Source organism: Streptomyces spinosus (genome assembly GCF_020400655.1).
GTDB lineage: Bacteria > Actinomycetota > Actinomycetes > Streptomycetales > Streptomycetaceae > Streptomyces > Streptomyces argyrophylli.
In genome coordinates this window covers 369,808-394,760 of record NZ_JAINRC010000001.1, presented here as the reverse complement: position 1 = coordinate 394,760, position 24,953 = coordinate 369,808, and the positions used below count along the sequence as shown (strand labels likewise).

21 protein-coding genes are annotated in these 24,953 nt (G+C 73.6%); 9 read left to right on the top strand and 12 right to left on the bottom strand.

The annotated features are described in order from the left end of the window. Positions 1-18: 18 nt before the first annotated feature. Together LG395_RS01665 and LG395_RS01660 are read right to left on the bottom strand one after the other, a co-directional pair. Positions 19-1,845 carry a trypsin-like serine peptidase gene (locus LG395_RS01665; protein ID WP_225808157.1) on the bottom strand — a complete coding sequence of 609 codons (1,827 nt, stop codon included), beginning with the start codon at positions 1,843-1,845 and terminating at the stop codon, positions 19-21. Between the two features lie 171 nt (positions 1,846-2,016). Further along, positions 2,017-3,225, bottom strand: a complete 1,209-nt coding sequence (locus LG395_RS01660) for a pyridoxal phosphate-dependent aminotransferase (RefSeq protein ID WP_171151538.1) — start codon at positions 3,223-3,225, stop codon at positions 2,017-2,019. Positions 3,226-3,306: 81 nt separating this feature from the next. Between LG395_RS01660 and LG395_RS01655 the strand changes: the two genes are divergently transcribed. Then, on the top strand, positions 3,307-3,933 hold the full coding sequence (locus tag LG395_RS01655; protein ID WP_225808156.1) for a winged helix-turn-helix transcriptional regulator: 627 nt from the start codon (positions 3,307-3,309) through the stop codon (positions 3,931-3,933). Between the two features lie 54 nt (positions 3,934-3,987). Here the strand turns inward: LG395_RS01655 and LG395_RS01650 are convergent, their stop codons facing one another. The 5 genes from LG395_RS01650 to LG395_RS01630 all read right to left on the bottom strand — a co-directional run bounded on the left by LG395_RS01650 (position 3,988) and on the right by LG395_RS01630 (position 10,083). Next, on the bottom strand, positions 3,988-4,788 hold the full coding sequence (locus LG395_RS01650) for a hypothetical protein (protein WP_225808155.1): 801 nt from the start codon (positions 4,786-4,788) through the stop codon (positions 3,988-3,990). Then, positions 4,788-6,050, bottom strand: coding sequence for a VWA domain-containing protein (locus tag LG395_RS01645; protein WP_171151532.1), 1,263 nt, complete (start codon positions 6,048-6,050; stop codon positions 4,788-4,790). Before LG395_RS01645 ends, LG395_RS01650 begins: the two co-directional genes overlap by 1 nt. Before the next feature lie 68 nt (positions 6,051-6,118). Further along, positions 6,119-6,862, bottom strand: coding sequence for an NUDIX hydrolase (locus LG395_RS01640; protein WP_225808154.1), 744 nt, complete (start codon positions 6,860-6,862; stop codon positions 6,119-6,121). 49 nt (positions 6,863-6,911) lie between these two features. Then, the gene (locus LG395_RS01635) at positions 6,912-8,453 is read right to left on the bottom strand and encodes a hypothetical protein (protein WP_225808153.1); all 1,542 of its coding nucleotides are present in this window, start codon (positions 8,451-8,453) and stop codon (positions 6,912-6,914) included. Positions 8,454-8,559: 106 nt separating this feature from the next. Next, entirely contained in the window at positions 8,560-10,083 is a 1,524-nt protein-coding gene (locus LG395_RS01630) for an IucA/IucC family protein (RefSeq protein WP_225808453.1), read from the bottom strand. Positions 10,084-10,214: 131 nt separating this feature from the next. On the opposite strand from LG395_RS01630, the gene LG395_RS01625 reads away from it, so the two are divergent. Together LG395_RS01625 and LG395_RS01620 are read left to right on the top strand one after the other, a co-directional pair. After that, a complete protein-coding gene (locus tag LG395_RS01625; RefSeq protein WP_225808152.1) occupies positions 10,215-11,714 on the top strand; it encodes an IucA/IucC family protein in 1,500 nt (499 codons plus the stop codon). A gap of 20 nt (positions 11,715-11,734) precedes the next feature. After that, positions 11,735-12,649, top strand: a complete 915-nt coding sequence (locus tag LG395_RS01620; RefSeq protein ID WP_171151524.1) for a HipA family kinase — start codon at positions 11,735-11,737, stop codon at positions 12,647-12,649. Between the two features lie 51 nt (positions 12,650-12,700). Here LG395_RS01620 and aceB read toward each other — a convergent pair whose 3' ends face one another. Both aceB and LG395_RS01610 read right to left on the bottom strand, forming a co-directional pair. After that, positions 12,701-14,326: a malate synthase A gene (aceB, locus tag LG395_RS01615; RefSeq protein WP_225808151.1), complete on the bottom strand. Its 1,626-nt coding sequence runs from the start codon at positions 14,324-14,326 to the stop codon at positions 12,701-12,703. Positions 14,327-14,510: 184 nt separating this feature from the next. Then, the gene (locus LG395_RS01610; RefSeq protein ID WP_225808150.1) at positions 14,511-15,119 is read right to left on the bottom strand and encodes a nucleotidyltransferase family protein; all 609 of its coding nucleotides are present in this window, start codon (positions 15,117-15,119) and stop codon (positions 14,511-14,513) included. A gap of 171 nt (positions 15,120-15,290) precedes the next feature. Between LG395_RS01610 and LG395_RS01605 the strand changes: the two genes are divergently transcribed. Next, entirely contained in the window at positions 15,291-15,617 is a 327-nt protein-coding gene (locus tag LG395_RS01605; RefSeq protein WP_225808149.1) for a DUF5955 family protein, read from the top strand. 7 nt (positions 15,618-15,624) lie between these two features. On the opposite strand, the gene LG395_RS01600 is transcribed toward LG395_RS01605, so the two are convergent. Together LG395_RS01600 and LG395_RS01595 are read right to left on the bottom strand one after the other, a co-directional pair. Continuing rightward, complete coding sequence (locus LG395_RS01600) at positions 15,625-16,050, bottom strand: DUF6234 family protein (RefSeq protein WP_225808148.1); 426 nt, start codon at positions 16,048-16,050, stop codon at positions 15,625-15,627. An 86-nt stretch (positions 16,051-16,136) separates the two neighbouring features. Continuing rightward, complete coding sequence (locus LG395_RS01595; protein WP_171151514.1) at positions 16,137-16,934, bottom strand: IclR family transcriptional regulator; 798 nt, start codon at positions 16,932-16,934, stop codon at positions 16,137-16,139. Between the two features lie 274 nt (positions 16,935-17,208). Between LG395_RS01595 and allB the strand changes: the two genes are divergently transcribed. The 5 genes from allB to LG395_RS01570 all read left to right on the top strand — a co-directional run bounded on the left by allB (position 17,209) and on the right by LG395_RS01570 (position 24,430). Beyond that, a complete protein-coding gene (gene allB, locus LG395_RS01590) occupies positions 17,209-18,549 on the top strand; it encodes an allantoinase AllB (protein ID WP_225808147.1) in 1,341 nt (446 codons plus the stop codon). Between the two features lie 53 nt (positions 18,550-18,602). Continuing rightward, the gene (gene alc / locus LG395_RS01585) at positions 18,603-19,718 is read left to right on the top strand and encodes an allantoicase (RefSeq protein WP_225808146.1); all 1,116 of its coding nucleotides are present in this window, start codon (positions 18,603-18,605) and stop codon (positions 19,716-19,718) included. A 133-nt stretch (positions 19,719-19,851) separates the two neighbouring features. Then, a complete protein-coding gene (locus LG395_RS01580) occupies positions 19,852-20,667 on the top strand; it encodes an AIM24 family protein (protein WP_225808145.1) in 816 nt (271 codons plus the stop codon). Between the two features lie 284 nt (positions 20,668-20,951). Then, positions 20,952-21,860 carry a DMT family transporter gene (locus tag LG395_RS01575; protein WP_225808144.1) on the top strand — a complete coding sequence of 303 codons (909 nt, stop codon included), beginning with the start codon at positions 20,952-20,954 and terminating at the stop codon, positions 21,858-21,860. Positions 21,861-22,054: 194 nt separating this feature from the next. Then, a complete protein-coding gene (locus LG395_RS01570) occupies positions 22,055-24,430 on the top strand; it encodes an MFS transporter (RefSeq protein ID WP_225808143.1) in 2,376 nt (791 codons plus the stop codon). Between the two features lie 89 nt (positions 24,431-24,519). Here LG395_RS01570 and LG395_RS01565 read toward each other — a convergent pair whose 3' ends face one another. Continuing rightward, positions 24,520-24,843: a guanyl-specific ribonuclease gene (locus tag LG395_RS01565; protein ID WP_372463201.1), complete on the bottom strand. Its 324-nt coding sequence runs from the start codon at positions 24,841-24,843 to the stop codon at positions 24,520-24,522. Positions 24,844-24,953 lie beyond the last annotated feature (110 nt).

Here is a 24,953-nt window from a genome sequence, read left to right as displayed (position 1 = left end):
CGGTACGCGGTGGTGTGGTCAGGTGCCGGGATCGACCAGCGTGTGCTCGGTGCCGACCGCCTTAGTGCCGGTGTCGGCGTACAGCGTCGTCTCCCCGTCGGACCAGCGCACGACGAGGTCGTTCCCGGTGCCGCCGTGGCGGAGGCCGCCGACCGTCAGCGCCCGCGCGTGCCGCCACAGGCCGTTCGGGCCGCGCACCCGTGTCCTGGTGCCGAGCCCCGCCGCCGAGGTGCCGGTGTACGTGTCGAGCGTGCCGTCCGTCCAGCGCACCAGCAGGTCCCCGCCGGCCGTACCGTCGAAGTCGCCGCCGGCCAGCGCGGCTGCCTTGGTCCAGGTGCCGTTCGCCGCGACGAGCCGCGTGCCGGCGCCGAGGCCACCGGTCCCGATCCGCGGGTACAGCGTGAGCGCGCCGTCGGCCCAGCGGACCAGCAGCCCGGTGCCCCCGTCCGCCCGGAACGCCCCGGAGGTGAACTGGACGGCCTTCCTCCATGCGGAGCCGGGTGGTGCCATCCGGATCTCCCGGCCGAGGCCGGCGGGGCCGGGCCCCGGGTAGAGGGTGACCTCGCCGTCGGACCAGCGCACCAGCAGGCCGGACCGGGCGCCGCCGGTGAAGGTGCCGCCGGTCACGGCGCGGGCGTGGGTCCAGGTGGAGTTGGCCCGCCGCAGCCGCTTCTCGGCCAGGAAACCGCCCTTGCCGTCGCCCGGGTGCAGGGTGATCCCGCCGTCGGACCAGACCACGAGCAGATCGCCGCGCCGGTCGCCGGTGTAGTCGCCGGACGCCATGAGCGCGGCCCCGCGCCAGCGTGCGGCGCCGCCCGGCAGCGCGCCCTTGATCCCCCGGTACGGTGGCAGGTCGGCGGGCGGGGCCTGGTCGGCGACGGCGTCGGCGAGGAGGTTGGCGGCGTCCGCGCCGAACGCGGTGGCGTAGCTGACGTAGTCGGCGTTCGCGTCGTTGCCGCCGCCGTTGTAGCCGCCGAGGTCGCCGATGACGTGCCCGGTGCGGGCGTCGTCCCGGTAGTCGGTGATCCACGGGCTGCCGGAGACGCCGCCGTAGTAGCCGCCGCAGGTCATCGACAGCTGGCGGTAGCCGCGCAGCTGCTTGGTGGGGACCGTGCACTTGACGGCGCGTCCGGCGCTGTTGTGCCGGTGCGAGGGGTAGCCGACGACGGTGACGTTCCGGTGGGTGTAGCCGGCCGGCCGGGTGAAGGTCAGGCCGCCGCCCACCGCGTCCTGCAGGGACGCGCCCCGCTGGTTGGCCGAGACCCGGGCGAACGCGGTGTCCAGGTCGGACGCGGTCTTCTTGGTGGTGGCCGTACCGCGGTCGGGCACGTACCGGGGGTCGATGAAGATCCGCTGGATGTGGAAGATGCCGTACGGCTGCCGGTCGGGGGCCGCGCCCTTCACGAACTTCGGGACGAAGACGTAGTCGCCGTTCATGTTCAGCGCGCAGTGGGCCGCGGTGAGGACGATGTTCCGCGCCTCGGTGTCGATCACGCTGCCGGTGCAGTGCCAGGTGGTGCCACGCGGTCCGTCGGCGCCGAAGAACGTCCCCACCAGGCGGGTTCCCCGGAACAGGGTGCCCTTCGGCCGGGCCGCCGCCGTGCTCGCCGCCCCCGGCTCCGACGGCAGGTGCCGTGCCGCGTCCAGCGGCGGGGCGTCGGCCATGCGCTGCGCGGTCCAGAACGTCGCGGCCTGCCGTGCCTCCCGCCCCGCGGCGGGCGCGGGGGGCCGCGGCTCCTCTCCGGCCCGGGCGCCGGGCGCCGTGAGGCCGAGTACCACCGCGCACAGCACGGCGACGGCCGTACGGCGCCTTCCGCGCGTACGGCGTCTTGCGTACGAGAACACCGCTGATCCCCCCTGGTCTGACATCCCCGGCCGGTCCGCCGGTACCGGACCAGGGGGGTGCTGCGCTGGTCAGGCGCGCACCGGCGGCCGATGGGCGGCCCGCCCCGCGTCGGACCCCCGGTCGTCGACGGGGGTGATCTTCGCACGCAACGCGCGGTGCGGGCCAGGCGGCTACTGCCGGTACCCGCTGAGGAACCTGCCGATCCGGCCGATGGCCGCCTCCAGGTCGTCCGCGTGCGGCAGGGTCAGGATGCGGAAGTGGTCGGGGGAGGGCCAGTTGAAGCCGGTGCCCTGGACCACCTGGATCTTCTCGCGCAGCAGCAGGTCCAGGACGAACCTCTCGTCGTCGTGGATCGGGTGCACCTTCGGGTCGATGCGCGGGAACGCGTACAGCGCGCCCTTGGGTTTGACGCAGGACACGCCCGGGATCTCGTTGAGCCTCTCCCAGGCCACGTTCCGCTGTTCGTACAACCGCCCGCCGGGAGCGGTGAGTTCGCCGATGGACTGGCGTCCGCCGAGCGCGGCCTGGATGGCGTACTGGGCGGGCGCGTTGGCGCACAGGCGCATGGAGGCCAGCATGGTCAGGCCCTCCAGGTAGTCCCTGGCGTGCTGCTTCGGCCCGGTGACGACCAGCCAGCCGGAGCGGAAGCCCGCCACCCGGTAGGTCTTGGACAGGCCGCAGAAGGTGAGGACGACGAGGTCGGGGGCGAGTGCCGCGGCCGAGTGGTGGACGGCGTCGTCGTAGAGGATCTGGTCGTAGATCTCGTCGGCGAACACCATCAGGCCGTGCCGGCGGGCCAGGTCGAGGATGCCCTCGACGACCTCCTTCGGATAGACCGCGCCGGTCGGGTTGTTCGGGTTGATGACGACCACGGCCTTGGTGCGGTCGGTGATCTTCGACGCCAGGTCGGCCAGGTCCGGGTTCCAGTCGGCCTGTTCGTCGCACAGGTAGTGCACGGCCTTGCCGCCGGCCAGGGTGGTGACGGCCGTCCAGAGGGGGAAGTCAGGCGCGGGGACGAGGACTTCGTCGCCGTCCTCGATCAGTGCCTGTACGGCCATGGAGACCAGTTCCGAGACGCCGTTGCCCAGGTAGACGTCGTCGACGTCGACGTCGAGGCCCAGGGTCTGGTAGCGCTGGGCGACCGCGCGGCGGGCGGAGAGGACACCGCGGGAGTCCGTGTAGCCGTGGGCCCGCGGCAGCATCCGGATCATGTCCTGGAGGATCTCCTCCGGCGCCTCGAAGCCGAAGGCCGCGGGATTGCCGGTGTTCAGGCGCAGCACGCTGTGCCCCGCCTCCTCCAGCGCGTTGGCGTGCTCGATCACCGGGCCGCGGATCTCGTAGCACACCTCGCTGAGCTTGTTGGACTGCCGGAACTCCATGCGCCCCTCCGGAAACTCGTGGTGCTTGGTTTTACCAAGCAGGAGCTTGGAAAGTCCAACAACGCGTCTACACTGCGTCGCATGTCACCTCGCCGAAGCTACGACCAGTACTGCTCCGCAGCCCGCGCCCTCGACCTCGTCGGCGACCGCTGGACCCTGCTGATCGTCCGCGAACTGCTCGCCGGCCCGCGCCGCTACACGGACCTGCACGCGGACCTGCCCGGCGTCAGCACGGACGTACTGGCCTCGCGGCTGAAGGACATGGAACGGGACGGGCTCACCACCAGACGGCGGCTGCCCCCGCCGGGCGCGGCGTACGTGTACGAACTCACCGCCCGGGGGAGCCGGTTGCTGCCCGTGCTCCAGGCGCTCGGTGCGTGGGGCGAGGGGGAACTGGGGGAGCGCAGGCCCACCGACGCCGTCCGCGCGTACTGGTTCGCCCTGCCGCTGCTGCGGGCGCTGGACGGGGAGGGCGTGGTGGAAGTCCGCCTGGAGGAGGGGGTCTTCCACCTCCGCGTCGGCGCGCAGGAGGGCCCGGTGTACGGCGACGGGCCCGCTCCGGGCGAGGCGGACGCGCGGCTGGAGATGGACGCGGCGACCAGCGAGGCCGTCGCCCGCGGGGAGACCCGGCTGCCGGACGCGGTGCGCGACGGCCGGGTCACGGTGACCGGGGACGCACCGCTCGCCAAGGCGCTGCGGGAGGCGTGAGGCCCGGCGAACGCGAAGGCCCGCCGGTCGGGCGGGCCTTCGCACTGCGGCGGGTCACACGTTCGGCGGCACCCGGGACGGCCGCCCGGAACCCCGGGTCAGCACGTACCCGCCGATCCCGGCGAGCGCGGCCAGCACCGCGCCGATCCCGGTCCACACCCACCGGTCGGACCACCAGCCGGACGACCAGCCGTCGTCCGACCCGAAGCTGGAGAGCACGGCACCCTTGGCACCGTCCGCGTCCTTCTGCGACGTGACGGCGATGCCGGGGACGAGCGGCTTGCCCAGCGAGCCGTCCACGGCCGCCGCGCCGCCGATGTGCCTGGAGTCGACGCGCACCTCGGCCCCCACCGGCTTGCCGAGGTCGGCGGCGGCGAGGTCCACCACCGTCAGCCGGACGTAGTACGTGCCCGGCAGCGGGTCGTTGGCCCACGGCTCCGCCCAGCCCCGCACCGTGCGCAGCACACAGGCCAGTTCGACCGAGCCGGCGCCCTGCGCGGCGGTCCGGCTCTGGGCGCCGTACTGGCAGGACTGGCGGCGCCGCAGTCCGTCGTACACGTCGAGCTGCCAGGTCTCGGAGCCGTGCGCGTCGGGGAGTTTCACCGTCGCCTTGACGGTGGGGCGCTGCCCGGTGTCCGCGGGGAAGGACCAGTACAGGTAGTCGCCGGTGGAGCCGGAGGCGGTGGCCTGCTGCCCCTGGTCGATCTCCGTCGCCGTACGGAAGGAGGTGCCCGCCCGGGTGGGCGTGTCGCCGTCGGCGGAGGCGCTCGGGGAGGGCGAGGAGTCGGCGGCGGCCGGTCCGGCGGCCACCCCCAGCGCCAGCAGCGCGGCGCCCAGCACTCGTGTGATCCGCATCAGTTCGTCCTCCAGACGGCGACCCGCCAGCGCGACAGCCAGCCCCACAGCAGACCGGCGAGGAAGCCGACCAGCACCAGCGTGCCCAGCAGCCACCAGCCACGGCCGAGACCGAACGCGGCCACGTCGTGGTGACCGGACGGCCCGTCCACGACGTCGACGGTCAGCTCCAGCGGCAGACCGGGGGTCGTCTTCACGCCCGACGCGGGCGAGAAGGAGGTGGTGACCTGGAGGCACACCGTCTCCGCGGGCGCCGCGTCGTCGTCACTGTCCGGCCGCGGGTAGCGCAGGCCGGTGGAGACGACGTCCGTGCGGCCGGTGCCTGCGGCCTCGCCGCGGACGATCTCCCGGCCGTGCACGGTCACCGCCCGCAGCAGCACACCGTAGTCCGGCTGGACGGCCCGGTCGTCCGCCACGCTCACCGAGGCGCGCAGCTCCTGTCCGGGCTCCACGTCCACCTTGTACCAGCGCTGCCGACCGAACCCGGCGCGGTCGGTGTACAGGCCGGACTTGAGCGCCGGCGCCTGCTCGCACCGGTCCGCGCCCTCGGTGGCCACCGGTGTGACCACGGGGTCGGCCGCCCGGTCCACCAACTCACCGACGCGGTCGCTCAGTTCCTCCTTGTGCCGCACGTCGGTGTAGGTGCCGCCGGTGGCGTCGGCGATGCAGCTGAGCTGGTCGCGGGTCTTGGCGTCCGGCACCAGGCCGAGGGTGTCGATGGTCAGCCCGATGCCCTTGGCGGCTATCTCCCGGGCCACCTCGCACGGGTCGAGCGGCTGGCAGGTGTCCTCACCGTCGCTGATCAGGACGATACGGCGGGTGCCGTCACCGCCGTTCAGGTCGTCCGCCGCCTTCAGCAGCGCGGGCCCGATCGGCGTCCAGCCGGTCGGCGCCAGCGTGGCCACGGCCGTCTTCGCGTCGGTCCGGTTCAGCGGGCCGACCGGGTAGAGCTGTTCGGTGTCCTTGCAGCCCTCCTTGCGGTCGTTGCCGCGGTAGTTGGCGCCGAGGGTGCGGATGCCGAGCCGGACCTCTTCGGGGGTCGCGTCCAGCACCTCGTTGAACGCCTGCTTCGCCGCGGCCATCCGGGTGCCGCCGTCGATGTCACGGGTGCGCATGGAACCGCTGACGTCCAGCACCAGTTCGACCTTCGGAGCGGCCTGGTCCGTCTCGTCGGCGACCGCACCGGCGGGGAAGGCGATCCCGGCCGTCAGGGCGGCGAGCAGAGCACAGACGCCCGCCGCCAGCCGTTGTCTTCTGATCATCGCCGGATCTTATTGATCGGACCGGCCGTCCTCCAAAACGGCCGCCGCCCGCCGGTCCCGGGCCGCCTTCAGGTCCCGTCGCCCGGCGCCGCGGTCCCGAACAGGCCCGCCAGGCGGGCCCGGTAGAGCGCGGCGACGGTGAAGCCGTCCGTGATCCGCCCGTCGGCCACCATCTCCTCCGCCTCGGCCGGGGTCACCGTGACGGCCCGGTGGATCGCCTCCCCCCGCTCGACCGCGCCGATGCCGTCCACGCGGGCCGCGTAGAGGGAGACCTTGTGGCCCAGCAGCCCGGTGTCGGGGTGCAGTTCGCCCAGCGGGACCACCTCCGTCGGCGTGGCCGCGATCTCCTCCCGCAGTTCCCGGGTGACGTTCTCCGCGGGCGTCGCGCCCGGGTCCCCGAAGCCGCGCACCACCTCCCAGTGCCGGCTGCGCGTCGCGTGCCGGTGGTGCTCGATCAGCACGACCTCGCTCTCGGGACCGAGCAGCGGCAGGACCACCACGCCGGGAGTGGAGCCCGGGGGCGGCAGGATGCGGTCGTACAGGCCGAGGCGGCCGTCGGGGAAGCGCACCGGGTCGCGCAGGTACCACAGGTAGCGGCCGGCCGAGACCACACCCGCGGGTACCGGCCGCAGCACGGCCCGCAGCCGCGCCCACAGCGCCCGGGGCGCGCCGCCGCGCCCGCCGCGTCCGGCGGTGGTCGCCTGGCGGCGGGCCTCGCGGATCCGCGCCGGGTCCGTGAGGATCCGCACCCCCTCGGGATCGTCGCGGAACCACTCCGGAACGTCCCGGCGCAGCGCCTCGTAGCGGTTCATCGGGGCCTCGGCAGGCTGGGCACAGGGGTACTCCGGCTCATCGGGTGCGTCAGTAGTCGGGCAGGTCTTCGTTGTCCTGGGTGGTCGTCAGGGCGGTGCCCGTGGGAACCGGCCCCGACGTGTCCCGGTAGCCGGGCAGGCGCCGCACCAGGTCGTGGAACTGCGCCCATTCTCGTTCACTCGCCAGTCGTACGGAGGCGATCTCCCGGGCGAACCTCTGTTCCTGCCGTCCGGCGACCAGGTTGCGCAGCACCAGCTGCACCGAGCCGGTCAGCGAGCCGCTCACCGTGAGCGGCAGGACGGTGCCGGCCACCTCCCAGATGTCGTTGCCGCTGACGGCGGTGAACACGGCCGCGCCCACCGTGACGACGACCTCGACCACCGGGCGCCAGGTGGCCGGCCGGGCCTGCCGGCGTTCCCGCGCGAGCCGGAGGATCTCCGCGTTGAGCCGGACGTAGGAGTCGAAGACCTGCCCGACGCCGTCGTGGAAGGCCTCCGGCGCCGCGGTCAGCGCGCCGAACGCCTTGATGTAGAGGTTCCAGGCGGGGGTCTGCCGCAGCCGCCAGATGTCGTGCAGGGTCAGGTCGTTCACCGCGTGGGGCGTCAGGTGGTCCTGTACGACGGCGAAGGTCTGCCGGCGCAGGAACGTCAGCAGCCGCTCCGGGTCCTGGACCACACCCACGGTGGAGGACGTCGCCTCGCGGGCCTCCTGGAGGACCACGCGCCGCAGGCTGCCGACCGGTGTGAGGGGGTAACGCCCCAGCGCGTCGGCGAGGTTGACGTTGTAGATGAGGTCCAGGAGCTGCTTTATCTCCGCCGCGAAGGGCTTGGCGCGGTCGTACCTGCCCTCCGCCACGTTCGTGCCCGGCACGGTCACGAACTCCTCGTACAGGGTGTTGCGCACGACCGGCTGCCGGCGCACGCTCAGGCCGTTGCTGAACGCGACCACCTCGCCGAGCCGTTCGCCGAACCGGTCCGTGTCCTCGCGGGCCACACCGACCTGCGCGGCGAGGATGTCGATGTCCTTGGCCGTGAGTCCCTGCACCTTCTCGGTGAACGGCTGGTAGAGCCGCATCCGGGTGCGGTTCAGGTTCTCCTGGTCGCCGGCGGAGTCGTCCCAGGACATGCGCACACAGCGCACCCGGTCGCCCGCCGGCATGCCCGCCAGCGTCTCCTGCCAGGCGGCGAAGCCGTCGCGCCGCAGGTGGAGGTAACCGGGCGGCTCCTCGGCCGGGTGGCGTTCCCGCAGCAGGAAGGGGACGATCGCGCCCGAGGCGAGCAGTTTGCGGTGCGCCGCGCGGGCCTCCCCCTCCTCGGCGAGGTCCCGGCTGATCGCGTCGTTGTTGTAGAAGTAGGCACGGTTGATCACGACCTGGCTGGCGTTGATGAGGCTGCGGAAGTACTCGGCCCGCACCTCCCGCACGCGTCGGCGGTCGACCTGGTCCAGGGACTCACCGCGCTCGATCATCTCCCGGGTGAGCTGCGCGGGGACCCACTGGTTGTCGAGCGACTGGGCGATCACGGCCCCCGGGTCCAGCTGTTCGGGCCGGATCGGCGACATCAGGCTGTCACTGCGGTCGTCGTCAGTCATCTGCTGCTCTCGAAACTCTCGTGTCCTGGCTGGCTCATCAGGGGTACACCGCCGGGCGGCGCCCCGGAGAACAAAGACCTTTTCGGTCACGGAAGATGACGCGAAATCAGCCCCGCACCGGGGACGGTACCGCGCGGGGACGAGGCAGGGTCGTCCAGATGTCCCCCGCATGGTCGGGCGACAGGCGCATCAGCGTCAGTGCCTTCGCCGGAAGCGGGTCCTCGCGCAGGGACACCAGGTCCGGGCCGGGCGGCAGATCGGGCAGTGCCGCCCGCAGCGCGGTGTCCAGCGCGGGGGCCGAGCCCGCCGTGCCCGCCAGCGCCCCCGCCACCAGGGAGGCGAACAGCTTGCGGCGCAGGGCGGTGTCGTCGTCCGTGATCAGACGGCCGGTGAGCGCGGGCGGGGCGATGCCGTGCCGGGCCAGGCGGGCCGGGCTGATCCGGATGTCGGCCAGGTCGCGGTAGACCAGGCGCAGCGGGGTGCCGTCGGGCGCCAGGACGACCAGCAGGTTCTGGCCGTGGGCCTCCAGGGCCACGCCGAGGTCCAGCAGCCGCAGGCCCACCGTGAGCGCCAGCCGGGTGAACGCGGCCAGCCAGGCGGGGGAGCCGGGCAGCGGCGTGGTGGCGAGGGCGGCCACCGGCAGGACGCGCTCGCCAGGACCGGCGTACACCTCCGGCGGCTCCCGCAGCAGAGCGGCCAGGTCGGGGGAGTGGGCCGTGACCGCCCCCAGCGTGCGGGTGATGTGCAGCAGGCCGTCCGTGCGCGCCGCCAGGTCCTCGGCGAACGCGGACAGCGGCGCCGCCGCCCGCACCGAGTACACCGAGATGTCCCGCACCGACGACGTCAGCCGGGCGCTCAGCGCGGTCTTCACCTGCGGTCCGCCGGGCACCGCCAGCGTGCGCAGGGACATCAGCGGGTGGGCGGGGCGCCAGAGCCTGTACGACCGCCCCAGCACGTGCGCGGCCTGCCAGGGGTGGACCGGCACCAGGATCCGGTCGCCGTCGCGGAGCTCGGCCGGCCAGTCGCCGGACACCAGGCACCCCTCCGCCGGCACCGGTACCGTCCCCAGCTCCACCACCGGCCCGTGCTCGGGGGCGTACGCCAGCTGGTCCGCCACCGAGAACCCCGGCCGGGAACGGCAGCTGGGGTGGTACGGGTGCCCGTCGACCACCCGCTGCTCCCACTCCCAGTCCCTCCCCCCGCCGTCCACCGGCCACTCCTTCGGGTGACCGGCGCCGGCCCGGGACAGCGCCAGCGAGGCCACGCTGTGTGCCAGCTCCGCGGCGAACGCGGACCCGTGCGGCACCCCGAGCGCGGTCATCAGCCGCGCCGGATCGTCGTACCGCTCCCGGTCCAGGCGTACGGCGGTGACGTAGGCGCTCGTGGCGTACGGATCCGCGTGCGGCCCGCGCAGCGTCCGCCCGTCGGCCAGGCGCAGGGCGAGGCCGTCCGCCCCGGACACCCGGCCGGACAGCCACGGCAGCGGTTCGTGGGCCAGTGCCCGCCACAGCCGGGTCAGCACGGCGGCGCGGGCACCGGGCAGCTCCGCCGCGTACCGGGACAGCAGCGCGGGCCGGACGGCGGCCAGCTCCTCGGCGATCTCGGCGTCGGCGGTCGGGGGACGGTGCACGGTCGGCTCCTCGGGTACACGGGCCACGGCACGATTGTCCGGGACGGCAGCCATACTGATCGTCACCGGCTCCCGCACGGCGCACCCGGTCCGCCCCGGGGACGACCGCGGGCCTCCTGGACGAAGAACGAATGGATCGCGTGGACCTCACACCCCCCAACGGCCCGGTCGGCCGCCGTGCCGACGCGTACGCGACCGCACCGCTGCTCAACTGCCTGCTGCGGGAGGTCGCCGAACCGCTCGCGGACGGCGGGGACGGCCGGGTCCACCGGCTGCCGGACGGCAGGCTGCTGCGGGTGCGCCCCGGCCGTCGCCCCGCCGACCCCGAGCTGTACACGGCCGGGGCCTGGCGCCGCATCGGCCACTCGGAGCTGGTCAAACTGGTCGCCGAGGAGCTGCGCCGGCACACCGGGCTGTCCGGCGGCGACCTGCCCGCCGAGATGATCGACAGCCGGGACGCGATCGCCGCCCTGCTCACGGCCCGCGCCCGGGCCACGGCGCCCGAGGATCCGTACCTGCGCTCCGAGCAGTCCCTGCTGACCGGACACCCCCACCACCCGGCCCCCAAGGCGCGCGGCGGCGGGCCCGTCGCGTCCTGGCTGCCGTACGCCCCCGAGGCGCACGCCCGGTTCCCGCTGGCGCTGCTCGGCGTCCGCGAGGACCAGGTGGCCGAGGAGGGCGACACCCGGGCCCTGGACGCCCTCGGCACCGCCCCGCCCGGCTACCGGCTGCTGCCCGCCCACCCCTGGCAGCTCGAACTCGTCGCCCGCGAGCTCGCGCCCGCCTTCGCCGACGGCCGGCTGCTGCGGCTGGGCACGACCCCGTTCGACACCTGGCCCACGGCCGCCGTCCGCACGGTGTACGAGCCGCGCCGCGACCTGTTCGTGAAGTTCAGCCTGGACGTCCGCATCACCAACGACATCCGCCGGCTGTGGCGCCATGACCTGCGGAAACTGCGCCGCACCGACACCGCGGCCGGGCACGCGTTCGCGGCGATGGGCCCGCCCGCGGCCTGGCTGAGCGACCGCGGCTACCGCACCGCCGCGTTCGCCTTCGAGGAACTGGCCGTCCTGGTCCGCGACGGGCTGCGCGGCCATCTGCTGCCGGGCGCCACCCCCCTGCTCGCGGCGGGTCTCGCCGAGGGCTTCGACGGCAGCCCGCTCGCCGCCGCCACCGACCCGGACGCCTGGTGGGAGGCGTACCTGCGGCAGGTCGTGCCGCCCGCCCTGACCGCGTTCGGCGACCACGGGGTGGTCCTGGAAGCCCACCTGCAGAACACCCTGGTCGCCGTGGACGCGGCCGGCACGCCCGTGCAGGCCCTGTTCCGGGACGCGGAGGGCGCCAAGCTGCTGCCGGACGTGACCCGGGCCGCCGGCTGGGAGCGGCTGGTGTACTGCCTGGTCGTCAACCACCTCGTCGAGATCGCCGGCGCCCTCGCCGAGCACCACCCCGGCCTCGACCCCTGGCCCGCCGCCCGCCGGGAACTCGCCCGCCACGACCTCCCCGAGATCCCCGCCCTGCTCGGCGCCCCCACCCTGCCGGGCAAGACCAACCTGCTCCTGCGCTGGACCGGCGCGGACGGCGCGGACGCCCGCTACCTGCCGCTGCCGAACCCGCTGGCCGGCGCCTGACCTGCCGTAGTCTGGCCGGTGTGCTGCGCGACGTGACTGCTGTTCGATACGTGACCCCGCTCCACTCCGGCGGCTCCGTGCCCGGAGTCGTGGAGGCCGACGACGACGGCACCTACGTCGTGAAGTTCACGGGCTCGGCGCAGGGGCACAAGGCGCTGGTCGCCGAGATCATCGTCGGGGAACTCGCCCGCGCGCTCGGTCTGCGCTTCCCCGAACTGGTCCTCGTGCACTTCGACCCGGCCGTCGCCGCCGCCGAGCCGCACCAGGAGGTGCGCGAGCTGCTCAACGCCAGCGCGGGCGTCAACCTCGGCATGGACTACCTGCCGGGCGCCCGGGACCTCACCCCGGAGATCGCCCGGACGTTCCCGGTGGACCCGCTGGAGGCCGGCCGGATCGTCTGGCTGGACGCGCTCACCGTGAACGTCGACCGCACGGTCCACAGCTCCAACCTGATGGTCTGGCCCACGCTCGGCACCGTTCCCGCGCGCCTGTGGCTGATCGACCACGGCGCCGCCCTCGTCTTCCACCACCGCTGGGACACCACGGCCCCGGGCCGGCGGTACGACTTCCGGCACCACGCCCTCGGCGGTTACGGCCCCGACGTGCGCGCCGCCGACGCCGAACTGGCGCCCCGGGTGACGGAGGAGCTGCTGCGCGGGATCGTCGCCGAGGTGCCGGACGCCTGGCTCGCCGAGGACGCCGGGTTCGCCACGCCCGACGACGTCCGGGACGCCTACGTCGGCTACCTCCTGGACCGGGTCCGGCTCTCCCACGAGTGGCTGCCCACCGACTTCCCGAGCCGTGAGGAGCTGGCGGCCGAGGAGGCCGCCCGCGCGGCGAAGACGCAGGCGGGCCGCCCCGAGTGGCTCAAGCGGGTCCCCGACCTGCACGGCAAGCCGGCGGCGGAACAGGACTGGTCGGTGCACCTCGGATGACCCGCCGGGCGGCACCGGGAACGTCCCCGGTCCGCCCGGACGGGCACGGCGTCAGCCGCGCAGCTGCTCGTACGCCGGGAGGGTGAGGAAGTCGGCGTAGTCCTCGTCCAGGGCCACCTTCAGCAGCAGGTCGTGCGCCTCCTGCCAGTGACCGGCGGCGAACGCCTCCTCGCCGGTCTCCTCGCGGATGGCGGCCAGTTCCTCGGCGGCGACCTTGCGGGCCAGCTCCGGCGTGGCCCGCTCGCCGTTCTCGAACTCGACGCCCGCGTTGATCCACTGCCAGATCTGCGAGCGGGAGATCTCGGCCGTGGCCGCGTCCTCCATCAGGTTGAAGATGGCGACCGCGCCGAGCCCGCGCAGCCAGGCCTCGATGTACCGGATGCCGACCTGCACGGCGTTGACCAGCCCGGCGTACGTCGGCTTCGCGTCGAGCGAGTCGATCGCGATCAGGTCGGCCGCCTCGACGTGGACGTCCTCGCGGAGGCGGTCCTTCTGGTGCGGCTTGTCGCCGAGGACCTTGTCGAAGGACTCCATGGCGATCGGGACGAGGTCGGGGTGGGCGACCCAGGAGCCGTCGAAGCCGTCGTTCGCCTCGCGGTCCTTGTCGGCCCGGACCTTCTCGAAGGCCACCTTGTTGACCTCGGCGTCCTTGCGGGACGGGATGAAGGCGGCCATGCCGCCGATGGCGTGCGCGCCGCGCTTGTGGCAGGTGCGGACGAGCAGTTCGGTGTACGCCCGCATGAACGGGGCCGTCATGGTGACCGCGTTGCGGTCCGGCAGGACGAACTTCGCGCCGCCGTCACGGAAGTTCTTGACGATGGAGAACAGGTAGTCCCAGCGGCCCGCGTTCAGCCCGGAGGCGTGGTCGCGTAGTTCGTAGAGGATCTCCTCCATCTCGTACGCCGCCGTGATGGTCTCGATCAGCACGGTCGCGCGGACGGTGCCCTGCGGGACGCCCACGTAGTCCTGCGCGAAGACGAACACGTCGTTCCAGAGGCGGGCTTCGAGGTGCGACTCGGTCTTCGGCAGGTAGAAGTAGGGGCCCTTGCCGAGGTCGAGCAGCCGCCGCGCGTTGTGGAAGAAGTACAGCCCGAAATCGACGAGGGCGCCGGGGACGGCACGGCCGCCGGCGTCGGCCAGGTGCCGCTCGTCCAGGTGCCAGCCGCGCGGGCGCATGACGACGGTCGCCAGCTCCTCGTCCGGCCGCAGGGCGTACGACTTGCCGGTGCGCTCGTCGGTGAAGTCGATGTTCCGGGTGTAGGCGTCGATCAGGTTGAGCTGGCCGAGGACCACGTTCTCCCAGGTGGGGGCGGAGGCGTCCTCGAAGTCGGCGAGCCAGACCCGCGCGCCCGAGTTGAGCGCGTTGATGGTCATCTTGCGGTCGGTGGGGCCGGTGATCTCGACGCGCCGGTCGTTCAGCGCGGCCGGGGCCGGGGCGACCTTCCAGGAGTCGTCCGCGCGGATCGGGGCCGTCTCCGGCAGGAAGTCGAGCGTGGAGGTGCGGGCGATCTCGGCGCGGCGCCCGGCCCGGCGGGCCAGGAGTTCGTCACGGCGCGGGGTGAACCGCCGGTGCAGCTCCGCCACGAAGGCGAGCACCGCGTCCGTGAGGACCTCCTCCTGCCGGGGCAGGGGCTCGGCGTCGACGATGGCCAGCGGGGACGGCGCTGGTGCGGACATGAGCTGTCACTTCCTTCAGCGGTGGCACCTGGTGCCAAGGGGCACGGGCAGGACGGTGAGCGCCGGATGTGCGGACAGGCGCTTCTGATCAGTGGATACTAGTTTCCTCATCGTGGAAGTTCAATGGTTTGTTGACGTCGAGATTCTTCGGCTCGAGGCAAGGCGGCCCCCGGTGTCACCCCGGTCACCGCAGGTGGCCGAGGTCGGCCTCCGTGTCGATGTCGTACGGTTCGGCGACGTCCGCGCACTCCACGAGCCGGATCTCCCGCTCGTGCGCCTTCAGGTACGCCCGCGCCCCGCGGTCCCCGGTGGCCGTCTCCGCGATGCCCGCCCAGTGCGCCGCACCGAACAGCACCGGGTGCCCGCGCACCCCCGCGTAGGCGGCCGAGACCAGGGACGTCTCGTCCTGCCAGGCGCCGAGCACCCGGGCCGCCGCCGCCGGGCCGATGCCGGGCTGGTCGACCAGGCTCACCAGGGCCGCGCGGGCGCCCGTCCCGGCGAGGGAGGCGAGTCCCGCGCGCAGCGAGGAGCCCATGCCCGCCGCCCAGTCCGGGTTGTCCACCAGCACACAGCCGTCGAGCCGGGCACGGTCGCGCACCTCGTCCGCCGCGGCGCCCAGGACCACGTGGATCCGCTCGCACCCGGCCGCGCGCAGCACCCCGACCGCGTGCTCGACGAGGGGCCGGCCCCGGTGCGGGAGCAGTGCCTTGGGGCGTCCGCCGAGCCGTCTGCCGCCGCCGGCGGCGAGCAGCAGCCCCGCGACGTCCCCCTGGAGATCCTGGTTGTCCGTCATGGGTCCTGCATACCCGACGGCCGTGTATTCGGCCGGTTTTCCGGTGCCGCTTCCGATGGGCTGAATTTCGGTCCGCGCTGTGGCGCTCCCGGACGCCGTGGCGTTTACTGACCCGCGCACGACGGCGCGTCAGGGGGGAGGGCTGCGTTGCGGAGCTTGGGGCAAAGGCCGGTGACCGGCAGCGACGAGGACCCGAGGGTGGCGGAACTGCGGGCCGCGGTGTCCCGTCTGCGCCGCGAACTGGCCGCGCTGCCCGCGGACTTCCCCGACCGGGGGATAGCCGAGGACGAACTCGCGGCGCTGGCCGCGATGGCCGCCGGCGGCCGGCCGGAGATCCCTCGCCTGCGCAGCTCCCTGTTGCTCATCGCCGGCGCGATCGGCTCGGTGAGCGCGCTGGCCCGGGGACTGTCCGAGGTGCGCTGCGCCGTGGACCTGTTCGGCGAACCGCCCCGCGACCGGGCCCCGGGGCGCCGGCACGATCCGAACGACAGGCTCTAGCCGTCCGTCACGGCCGCCCGTGGCCGTGGGGGCAACCCGATGCCGTCGGCAGGTCGCGGCAGACCTGGTCCTCGTGGGACTGGGCGGCGGCCCCGCCGAGGACGAGGAGGCAGACCAGGACGGCCATGACGGCCTGGCCGGCGACCGTGACGACGGCGCCGGCCCGCGCGGCGACCAGTCCCGCCACGAGGGCGAGGACGCCGACTCCGCCGGCGGCGGCCAGGTAGTTCCACAGCGGATCGGTCGTGACGGTCTCGGCCGTGTCGAAGGTCCACCCCGACAGCGCCCAGAGCCCGAAGATCACCACCAGGGCGACCAGTTCCAGGAACACCAGCCCGCATCCGGCCCCGACGTCGGCACCGCGGTCGGCACGGCGGCGCGGCCCGGGGCCGGTGGTGGCGTCGAAGGCGGGCGGGGCGACGGGGAGATCCATGCCGTCCACCCTTCCCGGGCGGGCGGGAGGGCGCATGAGTACGGGTACTCAGCCGGCACGCCCCTGGCGGGCGGTGCCCGTGCGGGTCAGCCCTGGTTCTGGCTGGCCAGTGCCGCCGACAGCTCACCGGCGATCTGCTGGAGCACCGGCACGATCTTCTCCGTGGCCGCTTCCGTGACCCGTCCCGCCGGTCCGGAGATGGAGATGGCGGCCGCCGTGGGGGAGTCCGGCACGGACACCGCGAGGCACCGCACCCCGACCTCCTGCTCGTTGTCGTCCACGGCGTAGCCCAGATCCCGCACCTCCTCCAGCGCCGCCAGGAACCCCTCCGGCGTGGTGATGGTCTTCTCCGTGGCGGCCGGCATGCCCGTCCGGGCCAGCAGCGCCCGCACCTCGTCGTCCGGCACCCCGGCCAGCAGCGCCTTGCCCACACCGGTCGAGTGCGGCAGCACCCGCCGGCCGACCTCGGTGAACATCCGCATCGAGTGCTTCGACGGCACCTGGGCCACGTACACGATCTCGTCCCCGTCGAGCAGTGCCATGTTCGCCGTCTCGCCGGTCTCCTCCACCAGACGGGCCAGGTACGGCCGCGCCCAGGTGCCGAGCAGCCGGGAGGCGGACTCGCCGAGGCGGATCAGCCGGGGGCCGAGGGCGTAGCGCCGGTTGGCCTGCTGGCGGACGTAGCCGCAGGCGACCAGCGTGCGCATCAGCCGGTGGATGGTCGGCAGCGGCAGCCCGCTCGCCGCGGACAGCTCGCTCAGCCCCACCTCGCCGCCCGCGTCCGCCATCCGCTCGAGCAGGTCGAAGGCGCGCTCCAGGGACTGCACACCGCCGGTGGCGGAGGGCTTGGCGGAGTCGGTGGTGCTGGCGCTGGACGTCGGCACGGCGCGTTCCTTTCGGGACTGGCGGGGAGAGCAGAAGCCTACCCGGCAGTCGGTTGACTCCCTGCTTGTACGTAGCTACGTTCTGCTTGTCGGAATTCTAATTCCGCTTTGTGGAAACGTCCAGACCCGGCGACGCCTCGACGCTGCCCAGAAGTGTGCCTCTTGACGGCGGGGGAGCGGGAGTGAAGACTCCTTCAACAGAACGTTGAAGTCCGTTACGTGGGTGTAAATCCCGTTTCCTGGACGTAAAACGGCGGGAGAGAGAGGGGTTCGGGTGTCCGACGCTGAACTGGTGCTGCGCTCCACACGCGTGATCACTCCGGAGGGGACACGGGCCGCCACCGTCACCGTGTCCGCCGGGACGATCACGGCCGTCCTGCCGTACGACGCCGAGGTCCCGGCCGGCGCCCGGCTGGAGGACGTCGGCGACCACGTCCTGCTGCCCGGCCTGGTCGACACCCACGTGCACGTCAACGACCCGGGCCGCACCGAGTGGGAGGGCTTTTGGACCGCGACCCGCGCGGCGGCGGCCGGCGGCATCACCACCCTGATCGACATGCCGCTCAACTCCCTGCCCCCGACCACCACGGTCGGGCACCTGCGGATCAAACAGGACGTCGCCCGGGACAAGGCGCACATCGACGTCGGTTTCTGGGGCGGCGCCCTGCCCGACAACGTCAAGGACCTGCGCCCGCTGCACGAGGCCGGCGTCTTCGGCTTCAAGGCCTTCCTGTCGCCGTCCGGCGTGGACGAGTTCCCGCACCTCGGACAGGAACAGCTCGCCCGGTCCCTGGCCGAGGTCGCCGGATTCGACGGGCTGCTCATCGTGCACGCCGAGGACCCGCACCACCTGGCCGCGGCCCCGCAGCGGGGCGGCCGGAAGTACGCCGACTTCCTCGCCTCCCGGCCGCGCGACGCCGAGGACACCGCCATCGCGAACCTCCTCGCACAGGCCCGGCGCCTGAACGCACGCGTGCACGTACTGCACCTGTCCTCCGCTGACGCCCTGCCGCTCATCCGCGCCGCCCGCGCCGAGGGTGTCCGCGTCACCGTGGAGACCTGCCCGCACTACCTCACCCTGACCGCCGAGGAGGTCCCGGACGGGGCCAGCGAGTTCAAGTGCTGCCCGCCCATCCGCGAGGCCGCCAACCAGGACCTGCTCTGGGAGGCGCTCGCCGACGGCACCATCGACTGCGTCGTCACCGACCACTCGCCCTCCACCGCCGACCTGAAGACGGACGACTTCGCCACCGCGTGGGGCGGCATCTCCGGCCTCCAGCTCAGCCTGTCCGCGGTCTGGACCGCGGCTCGCGAGCGCGGCCACGGCCTGGAGGACGTCGTGCGCTGGATGTCCGCGCGGACCGCCGGCCTCGTCGGCCTCGGCGCCTCGAAGGGCGCCATCGCCCCGGGCCACGACGCCGACTTCGCCGTCCTCGCCCCCGACGAGACCTTCACCGTCGACCCGGCCGGCCTCCAGCACCGCAACCGGGTCACCGCCTACGCCGGCAGGACCCTGCACGGCGTCGTCAAGTCCACCTGGCTGCGCGGCGAACGCATCGTCGCCGACGGCGCGTTCACCGCCCCGAAGGGCAGGCTGCTCGCCCGCCCCCAGTGACCCACCACCGCAACCGCACCCGGCCGACTCCCAGAGAGGACCCACTGATCACCGTGACGGCGATTGAGAGCTTCACCGGCGACGCGAACCCCTACGGAGGCGGCGACCCGTACGCGGACTACCGCACCGCCGACTTCCCCTTCACCCGGTACGCCGACCTCGCCGACCGGCGGCTCGGCGCCGGGGTCATCGCCGCCAACGACGAGTTCTTCGCCGAGCGCGAGAACCTGCTGGTGCCCGGGCGGGCCGAGTTCGACCCCGAGCACTTCGGGCACAAGGGCAAGATCATGGACGGCTGGGAGACCCGCCGCCGCCGCGGTGCCTCCGCCGGGCACCCGTGGCCCACCACCGGGGACCACGACTGGGCGCTGGTCCGCCTCGGCGCCCCCGGGGTGATCCGCGGGATCGTCGTCGACACCGCCCACTTCCGCGGCAACTACCCGCAGGCCGTCTCGGTCGAGGCCACGTCCGTGCCCGGCTCCCCGTCCCCGGAGGAACTCCTCGGCGGCGACGTGAAGTGGACGACGATCGTCCCGCGCACCGCCGTCGGCGGCCACGCGGCCAACGGCTTCGAGGTCACCGCCGAGCAGCGCTTCACCCACCTGCGGATCAACCAGCACCCCGACGGCGGCATCGCCCGCCTGCGCGTGTACGGCGAGGTCGTCCCGGACCCCGGGTGGCTGGCGGTCCTCGGCACCTTCGACGTGGTCGCCCTGGAGAACGGCGGCCGGGTCGAGGACGCCTCCGACCTCTTCTACTCCCCGGCCACCAACACCATCCGGCCCGGCCGCTCCCGCAAGATGGACGACGGCTGGGAGACCCGCCGCCGCCGCGACCAGGGCAACGACTGGATCCGCTACCGGCTCGTCGCCCAGTCCCGGATCCGCGCCATCGAGATCGACACGGCATACCTGAAGGGCAACAGCGCCGGCTGGGCCTCGGTGTCCGTCAAGGACGGGGAGGACGGCGCGTGGCGGGAGATCCTGCCCCGCACCCGCCTCCAGCCCGACACCGACCACCGCTTCGTCCTGCCCGAGCCGGCGGTCGGCACCCACGCGCGGATCGACATCTTCCCCGACGGCGGCATCTCCCGCCTGCGCCTGTACGGCTCCCTGACCGAGCAGGGCGCGAGCGGCCTCGCCGCCCGCCACCAGGAACTGGGCGGCTGACCCGGCGCCGGCGCACGCCCACGCGCGCGGGAGCGCCCCGGCCGGACGGCACCGGGCGCTCCGCGCGTCACCCGCACGGAGCCCTGTTCCGGGCTGCCGGAACTCTTTCCTCCTCCTTTCGCGTTCCTTCCACGTGACCCTTAAGCAAGAGATCGTCGGCAACGCCATGCAGATGGCGGTCGTCAACCTGCACCCCGGCCAGACCGTGTACTGCGAGGCCGGGAAGTTCCTGTTCAAGACCACCAACGTGACCATGGAGACGCGGCTGTCCGGCCCGTCCGGCAGCGGCGGGCAGCAGGGCGGTTCGGGCGGCGGCGGCATGGGCGGTCTGCTCCGGCAGGCCATGGGCACCGCCATGCAGGTCGGCCAGCGCATGCTCGCCGGTGAGTCGCTGGCCTTCCAGTACTTCACCGCCCAGGGCGGCGAGGGCACGGTCGGCTTCGCGGGCGTGCTCCCCGGCGAGATGCGCGCCCTGGAGCTGGACGGCACGCGCGCGTGGTTCGCCGAGAAGGACGCCTTCGTGGCCGCCGAGTCCACCGTCGACTTCGGCATCGCCTTCGCCGGCGGCCGCACCGGCATGAGCGGCGGCGAGGGCTTCGTCCTGGAGAAGTTCACCGGACACGGCACGGTGATCATCGCGGGCGCGGGCAACTTCATCGACCTCAACCCGGCGGACTTCGGCGGCCGGATCGAGGTCGACACCGGCTGTGTCGTCGCCTTCGAGGAGGGCATCCAGTACGGCGTCCAGCGCGTCGGCGGCCTCAACCGCCAGGGTCTGATGAACGCCGTGTTCGGCGGCGAGGGCCTGTCCCTGGCCACGCTGGAGGGCAACGGCCGGGTGATCCTCCAGTCCCTCACCATCGAGAGTCTCGCCAACGCCCTGAAGAAGGCCCAGGGCGGCGACAAGCAGGGCCCGACCGGCGGACTGTTCTCCACGCACGCGGGCTGAACCGGATTCCCCCGGGGACCACCCGGTCCGGCTCGTCGACGCCCCGCGCCTGCTGACGTTCCCGGTCGTCCGGCACCTACCGGCAGCGGACCCCCGCCCGCGGGGAACCGCGCGGCGGGGGCGGCGAGCCGGGCGGCGCCGGAGCGCGTGGACGCCCGGCCCGCTGTCGGTGGGGGCGTCCTCTTCCTGGCCGGGGGCCGTCGCGGCCGGTAGCGTGAGCGCGCCCCCGCGCGAGCCGCCGACGTCTCCGCACCCCTTCCCGGAGACCAGGAGAGCCGCACCCCGTGTCCTCGCTCGCCGTACCCGCCGTGCTCGCGCCCCGCCGGACCTGGCACACCGACCTGCCCGTGCTGCTCGTCGCGGTCTGCTGGGGCGCCAGCTACCTGGCGGCGAAGGAGATCACCACCGCCCGGACGGTGCTCGCCGTCCTGGTGCTGCGGTTCGCCCTCGCCCTGCCCGCCCTCGCCGTCGCCGGCCGTCGCTCCCTGCGCGCGCTCTCCGGCGCCCAGTGGCGCGGCGCGGCCCTGCTCGGGCTGATCCTCGCCGGGATCTTCCTGCTGGAGACGTACGGGGTGGTGCACACCTCGGCGACCAACGCCGGTCTGATCATCAGCCTCACCATGATCTTCACCCCGCTCGCCGAGGCCGCCGTCACCCGCACCCGGCCCACGCCGTCCTTCCTCGGCGCGGCGGCCCTGTCGGTGCTGGGCGTCGTCCTGCTCACCCAGGGCGCCGGCTTCACCCGGCCCTCCCCCGGCGATCTGCTGATGCTGCTCGCCGCGTGCGCCCGCACCGTGCACGTCCTGGCCATGTCGCGGATCAAGGCCGTACAGGGCGCCGGAGCGCTGCCGCTGACGACGGTCCAGCTCGGCTCCGCCGTCGCCGTCTTCGCCCTGCTGTCGGCCGCGGGCGGCGGGCCTGCGCCGTGGACGGCCGCGACCGGCTTCGGCGCGCGGGAGTGGGCGGGGCTGCTGTTCCTGTCGGCCCTGTGCACGGTGTTCGCGTTCTTCGTGCAGATGTGGGCCGTCCGCCGCACCTCCGCCTCCCGGGTCAGCCTGCTGCTCGGCACCGAGCCGCTGTGGGCCGCCGGCGCCGGTATCGCGCTGGGCGGCGACCGGCTCGGCGCGCTCGGTCTGGCGGGCGGCGCGCTGGTGCTGGCCGGGACGGCCTGGGGGCGCCGGGCGGCGGCCTGACCCGGGGCCCACGCTCCCTGGTCCGTGACCTGCCGCACATCGCCCGGAGGTCCATCGAAACGTTTGAGTCTCGCCGCGAGATTGCCTACCTTTGCAGTACGAAACTGTTTCGGACCGATGGCGGCGGGGACACGGTCGTCCCGCCGGCGCTGACGCACAACCGAGCAATCCGAGCCCCCTGAGGGAGTTCCATCGTGGAAGCCATCCCGGTCGCCACCGTCCAGGCCGGGCCGTCCGGCCAGACCCACGCCCCGCCGAAGCACCGGTGGTGGGCGCTGGCCGTGATCGGCCTCGCCCAGCTCATGGTCGTGCTCGACGCCACGATCGTGAACATCGCGCTGCCGTCCGCCCAGCAGGACCTGGGCTTCGACAACAACGGACGGCAGTGGATCGTCACCGCCTACTCCCTGGCCTTCGGCAGTCTGCTGCTGCTCGGCGGCCGGCTCGCCGACCTCTTCGGCCGCAAGACGACCTTCATCATCGGCATCGTCGGCTTCGCCGCCGCCTCCGCGGTCGGCGGCGCGGCGAACGGCTTCACCATGCTGGTCGTCGCCCGTGCCGTGCAGGGACTGTTCGGCGCCCTGCTCGCCCCCGCGGCGCTCTCCCTGCTGACCACGACGTTCACCGAGGCCAAGGAACGCGCGAAGGCGTTCGGCATATTCGGCGCCATCGCCGGCTCCGGCGCCGCCGTCGGCCTGGTCCTCGGCGGTCTGCTGACCGAGTACCTCAACTGGCGCTGGACGCTCTACGTCAACGACGCCATCGCGATCCCCGCGCTGATCGGCGCGGTCGTCCTCATCGGCCGTTCCGTCCCGGCCGAGCGGCCCACACTCGACATCCTCGGCGCCGTCCTGGTCTCCGGCGGCCTGTTCGGTGTCGTCTACGGCTTCGCCAACGCCGAGACGCACGACTGGGACAACTGGATGACCTGGGGCTTCCTCGCCGCGGGCGGGCTCCTTCTGGTGGCGTTCTTCCTCTGGCAGTCCCGTGCGAAGCACCCCGTCCTGCCCCTGCGCGTCCTGGCGGACCGCGACCGCGCCGCCGCCCTGTCGACCGTGCTGATCTCCTCCGCCGGGATGTTCGGCGTCTTCCTCTTCCTCACCTACTACCTCCAGGCGACGCTGGGCTACTCGCCGGTGAAGAACGGCGTGGCCTTCCTGCCGATGGTGGGCGCGCTGATGGTGATGGCGCAGCTGTCCACCAACTGGCTGGTGCCGAGGATCGGGCCCAAGACCGTCGTGCCCGTCGGCATGCTGCTGGCCGCCGGCGGCATGGTCTGGCTGACCCGCCTCGACCTGCACAGCAGCTACGCGCCGCATGTGCTGCCGCCGCTGCTGCTGCTGGGCGCGGGTCTCGGAATGTCGATGCCCGCGGCCATGAGCTACGCCACCCTCGGGGTCCGGGCGAGCGACCAGGGCGTGGCCTCGGCGGCCGTCAACACCACCCAGCAGGTGGGCGGTTCGATCAGTACGGCCCTGCTGAACACCCTGGCCGCCAGCGCGGCCACCGACTACGCGAAGCACCACCTGACCGACCCCCTGGTCAAGGCGAACGCGGCGCTGCACAGCTACACCGTCGCCTACTGGTGGTCGGCCGGCTTCTTCGCCTTCGCCGTGCTCGTCACCGTGCTGCTGTTCCGCGCCAGGAGGAAGGCGGACGTGTCCGCCGAGGACGCCGAGGGGCCGGTCGGGGCCGAGGCGGCCCCCGCCGCCGGGGCCGAACCCGCCGCGGGAGCCGCGGCGGCCACCGGGAACGTGCCCGGGGCCGACGAGGGGACCGCCGACGTACCCCTTGCGTCCCTCGGCGCGGACGGTGCGGCGGCCGTCCGTGGGCAGGTACGGGACGGTGCCGGGGTACCCGTGCCGCGTACCGCGATCACCGTGCTGGACACGGCGGGTCACCAACTGGCCCGCACCACCTCCGGCGACGACGGCTGGTACGCCGTGGACACTCCCGCGCGCGGCAGCCTGGTCCTCATCGGCTCGGCGTCCGGGTACCGTCCGCAGGTCGCCACGCTGAGCCTGGACGGCACGCCCGTCGTCCACGACCTGGTGCTCCTGCCGAGCCCCGGCGGCGTGGCGGGCACGGTGCGCGGCGGGGACGGGGAGGTGCTTCCCGGCGCCCTGGTGGTGGCCACGGACCGGCACGGTGACGTGACCGCCTCCGCGACCACGGGTACGGGCGGCGGCTACCGGCTCGGCGACCTGCCGCCCGGTGACTACACGCTCAGCGCCAGCGCGCCCGGCCACCGCCCGGCCGCCGTGCCGGTCACCGTCTCCGGCGAGACCACCCGCTGTGACCTCCGGCTGTCCACGGCGGCGACCCTGTGGGGGACGGTGCACACCCAGGACGGACGGGCACTGGAGGACGCCCGGGTGACCCTGATCGACGCCGCGGGCAACGTCGTCGGCACACGCACCACGAGCGTCGACGGCAGCTACTCCTTCACCGACCTCGCCGGCGAGCAGTACACCGTGATCGCCGCCGGGTACGCGCCGGTGGCCACGCAGGTCACCGTGGACGGCGGCCAGGCCGAGGTCGACATCCTGCTCAGCCACAAGGAGGCGTAGCCGCGCGCGTCGGCGCGCACCGGGCCGGGCTCCCCGCTTCCGGGTCCTCCGTGGGGGGAGCACACGGGGCGAGGAGCCCGGCCCGCACCTCAGCAGCCGAAGTCGACCAGGTCGGACGTGGCGTAGTGGTCGGAGGTGCAGTAGTCCTCCCGGTCCTCGTCGCCGGTGACGATCCGGCGGGCGCCGCGCGTGGGCGAGCCGGGGGTGATCACCGTGTACTCGTGGTAGTAACCGGACGGCCGGCCGGGCAGGACGCGTTCCCGGTTCTGGAAGACGGTGCCGTCCTGCGCGTACGGGAACGGTCCGCCCCGCTCGATCAGGCCGAGCGTGTCGTACGCCGGTAGATTCCCCCCACGGATCGCACGCGCCGGCGCCGCGGCCGCCGTCCTGTCCGCCCTCCTCCTCGGCGGCACCGTCACCGCGACCCCGGCGGGCGGTGGCCGAAGGTCCACGGCGGTGCGACTTAGGTCGACGGTCCCGGTCGCCCGGTCGGTGATCCGGGGACCAGGACGGCCGCGGGGCC

What these genes read in the sequence shown, in the direction of transcription:
- LG395_RS01625 (WP_225808152.1), top strand. Translation starts at nt 10,215, where the DNA reads ATGGATCGCGTGGACCTCACACCCCCCAACGGCCCGGTCGGCCGCCGT.
- LG395_RS01600 (WP_225808148.1), bottom strand. Translation starts at nt 16,050, where the DNA reads ATGGATCTCCCCGTCGCCCCGCCCGCCTTCGACGCCACCACCGGCCCC.
- LG395_RS01610 (WP_225808150.1), bottom strand. Translation starts at nt 15,119, where the DNA reads ATGACGGACAACCAGGATCTCCAGGGGGACGTCGCGGGGCTGCTGCTC.
- LG395_RS01635 (WP_225808153.1), bottom strand. Translation starts at nt 8,453, where the DNA reads ATGACTGACGACGACCGCAGTGACAGCCTGATGTCGCCGATCCGGCCC.
- LG395_RS01660 (WP_171151538.1), bottom strand. Translation starts at nt 3,225, where the DNA reads ATGGAGTTCCGGCAGTCCAACAAGCTCAGCGAGGTGTGCTACGAGATC.
- aceB (WP_225808151.1), bottom strand. Translation starts at nt 14,326, where the DNA reads ATGTCCGCACCAGCGCCGTCCCCGCTGGCCATCGTCGACGCCGAGCCC.
- LG395_RS01640 (WP_225808154.1), bottom strand. Translation starts at nt 6,862, where the DNA reads ATGAACCGCTACGAGGCGCTGCGCCGGGACGTTCCGGAGTGGTTCCGC.
- LG395_RS01645 (WP_171151532.1), bottom strand. Translation starts at nt 6,050, where the DNA reads ATGATCAGAAGACAACGGCTGGCGGCGGGCGTCTGTGCTCTGCTCGCC.
- LG395_RS01650 (WP_225808155.1), bottom strand. Translation starts at nt 4,788, where the DNA reads ATGCGGATCACACGAGTGCTGGGCGCCGCGCTGCTGGCGCTGGGGGTG.
- LG395_RS01655 (WP_225808156.1), top strand. Translation starts at nt 3,307, where the DNA reads ATGTCACCTCGCCGAAGCTACGACCAGTACTGCTCCGCAGCCCGCGCC.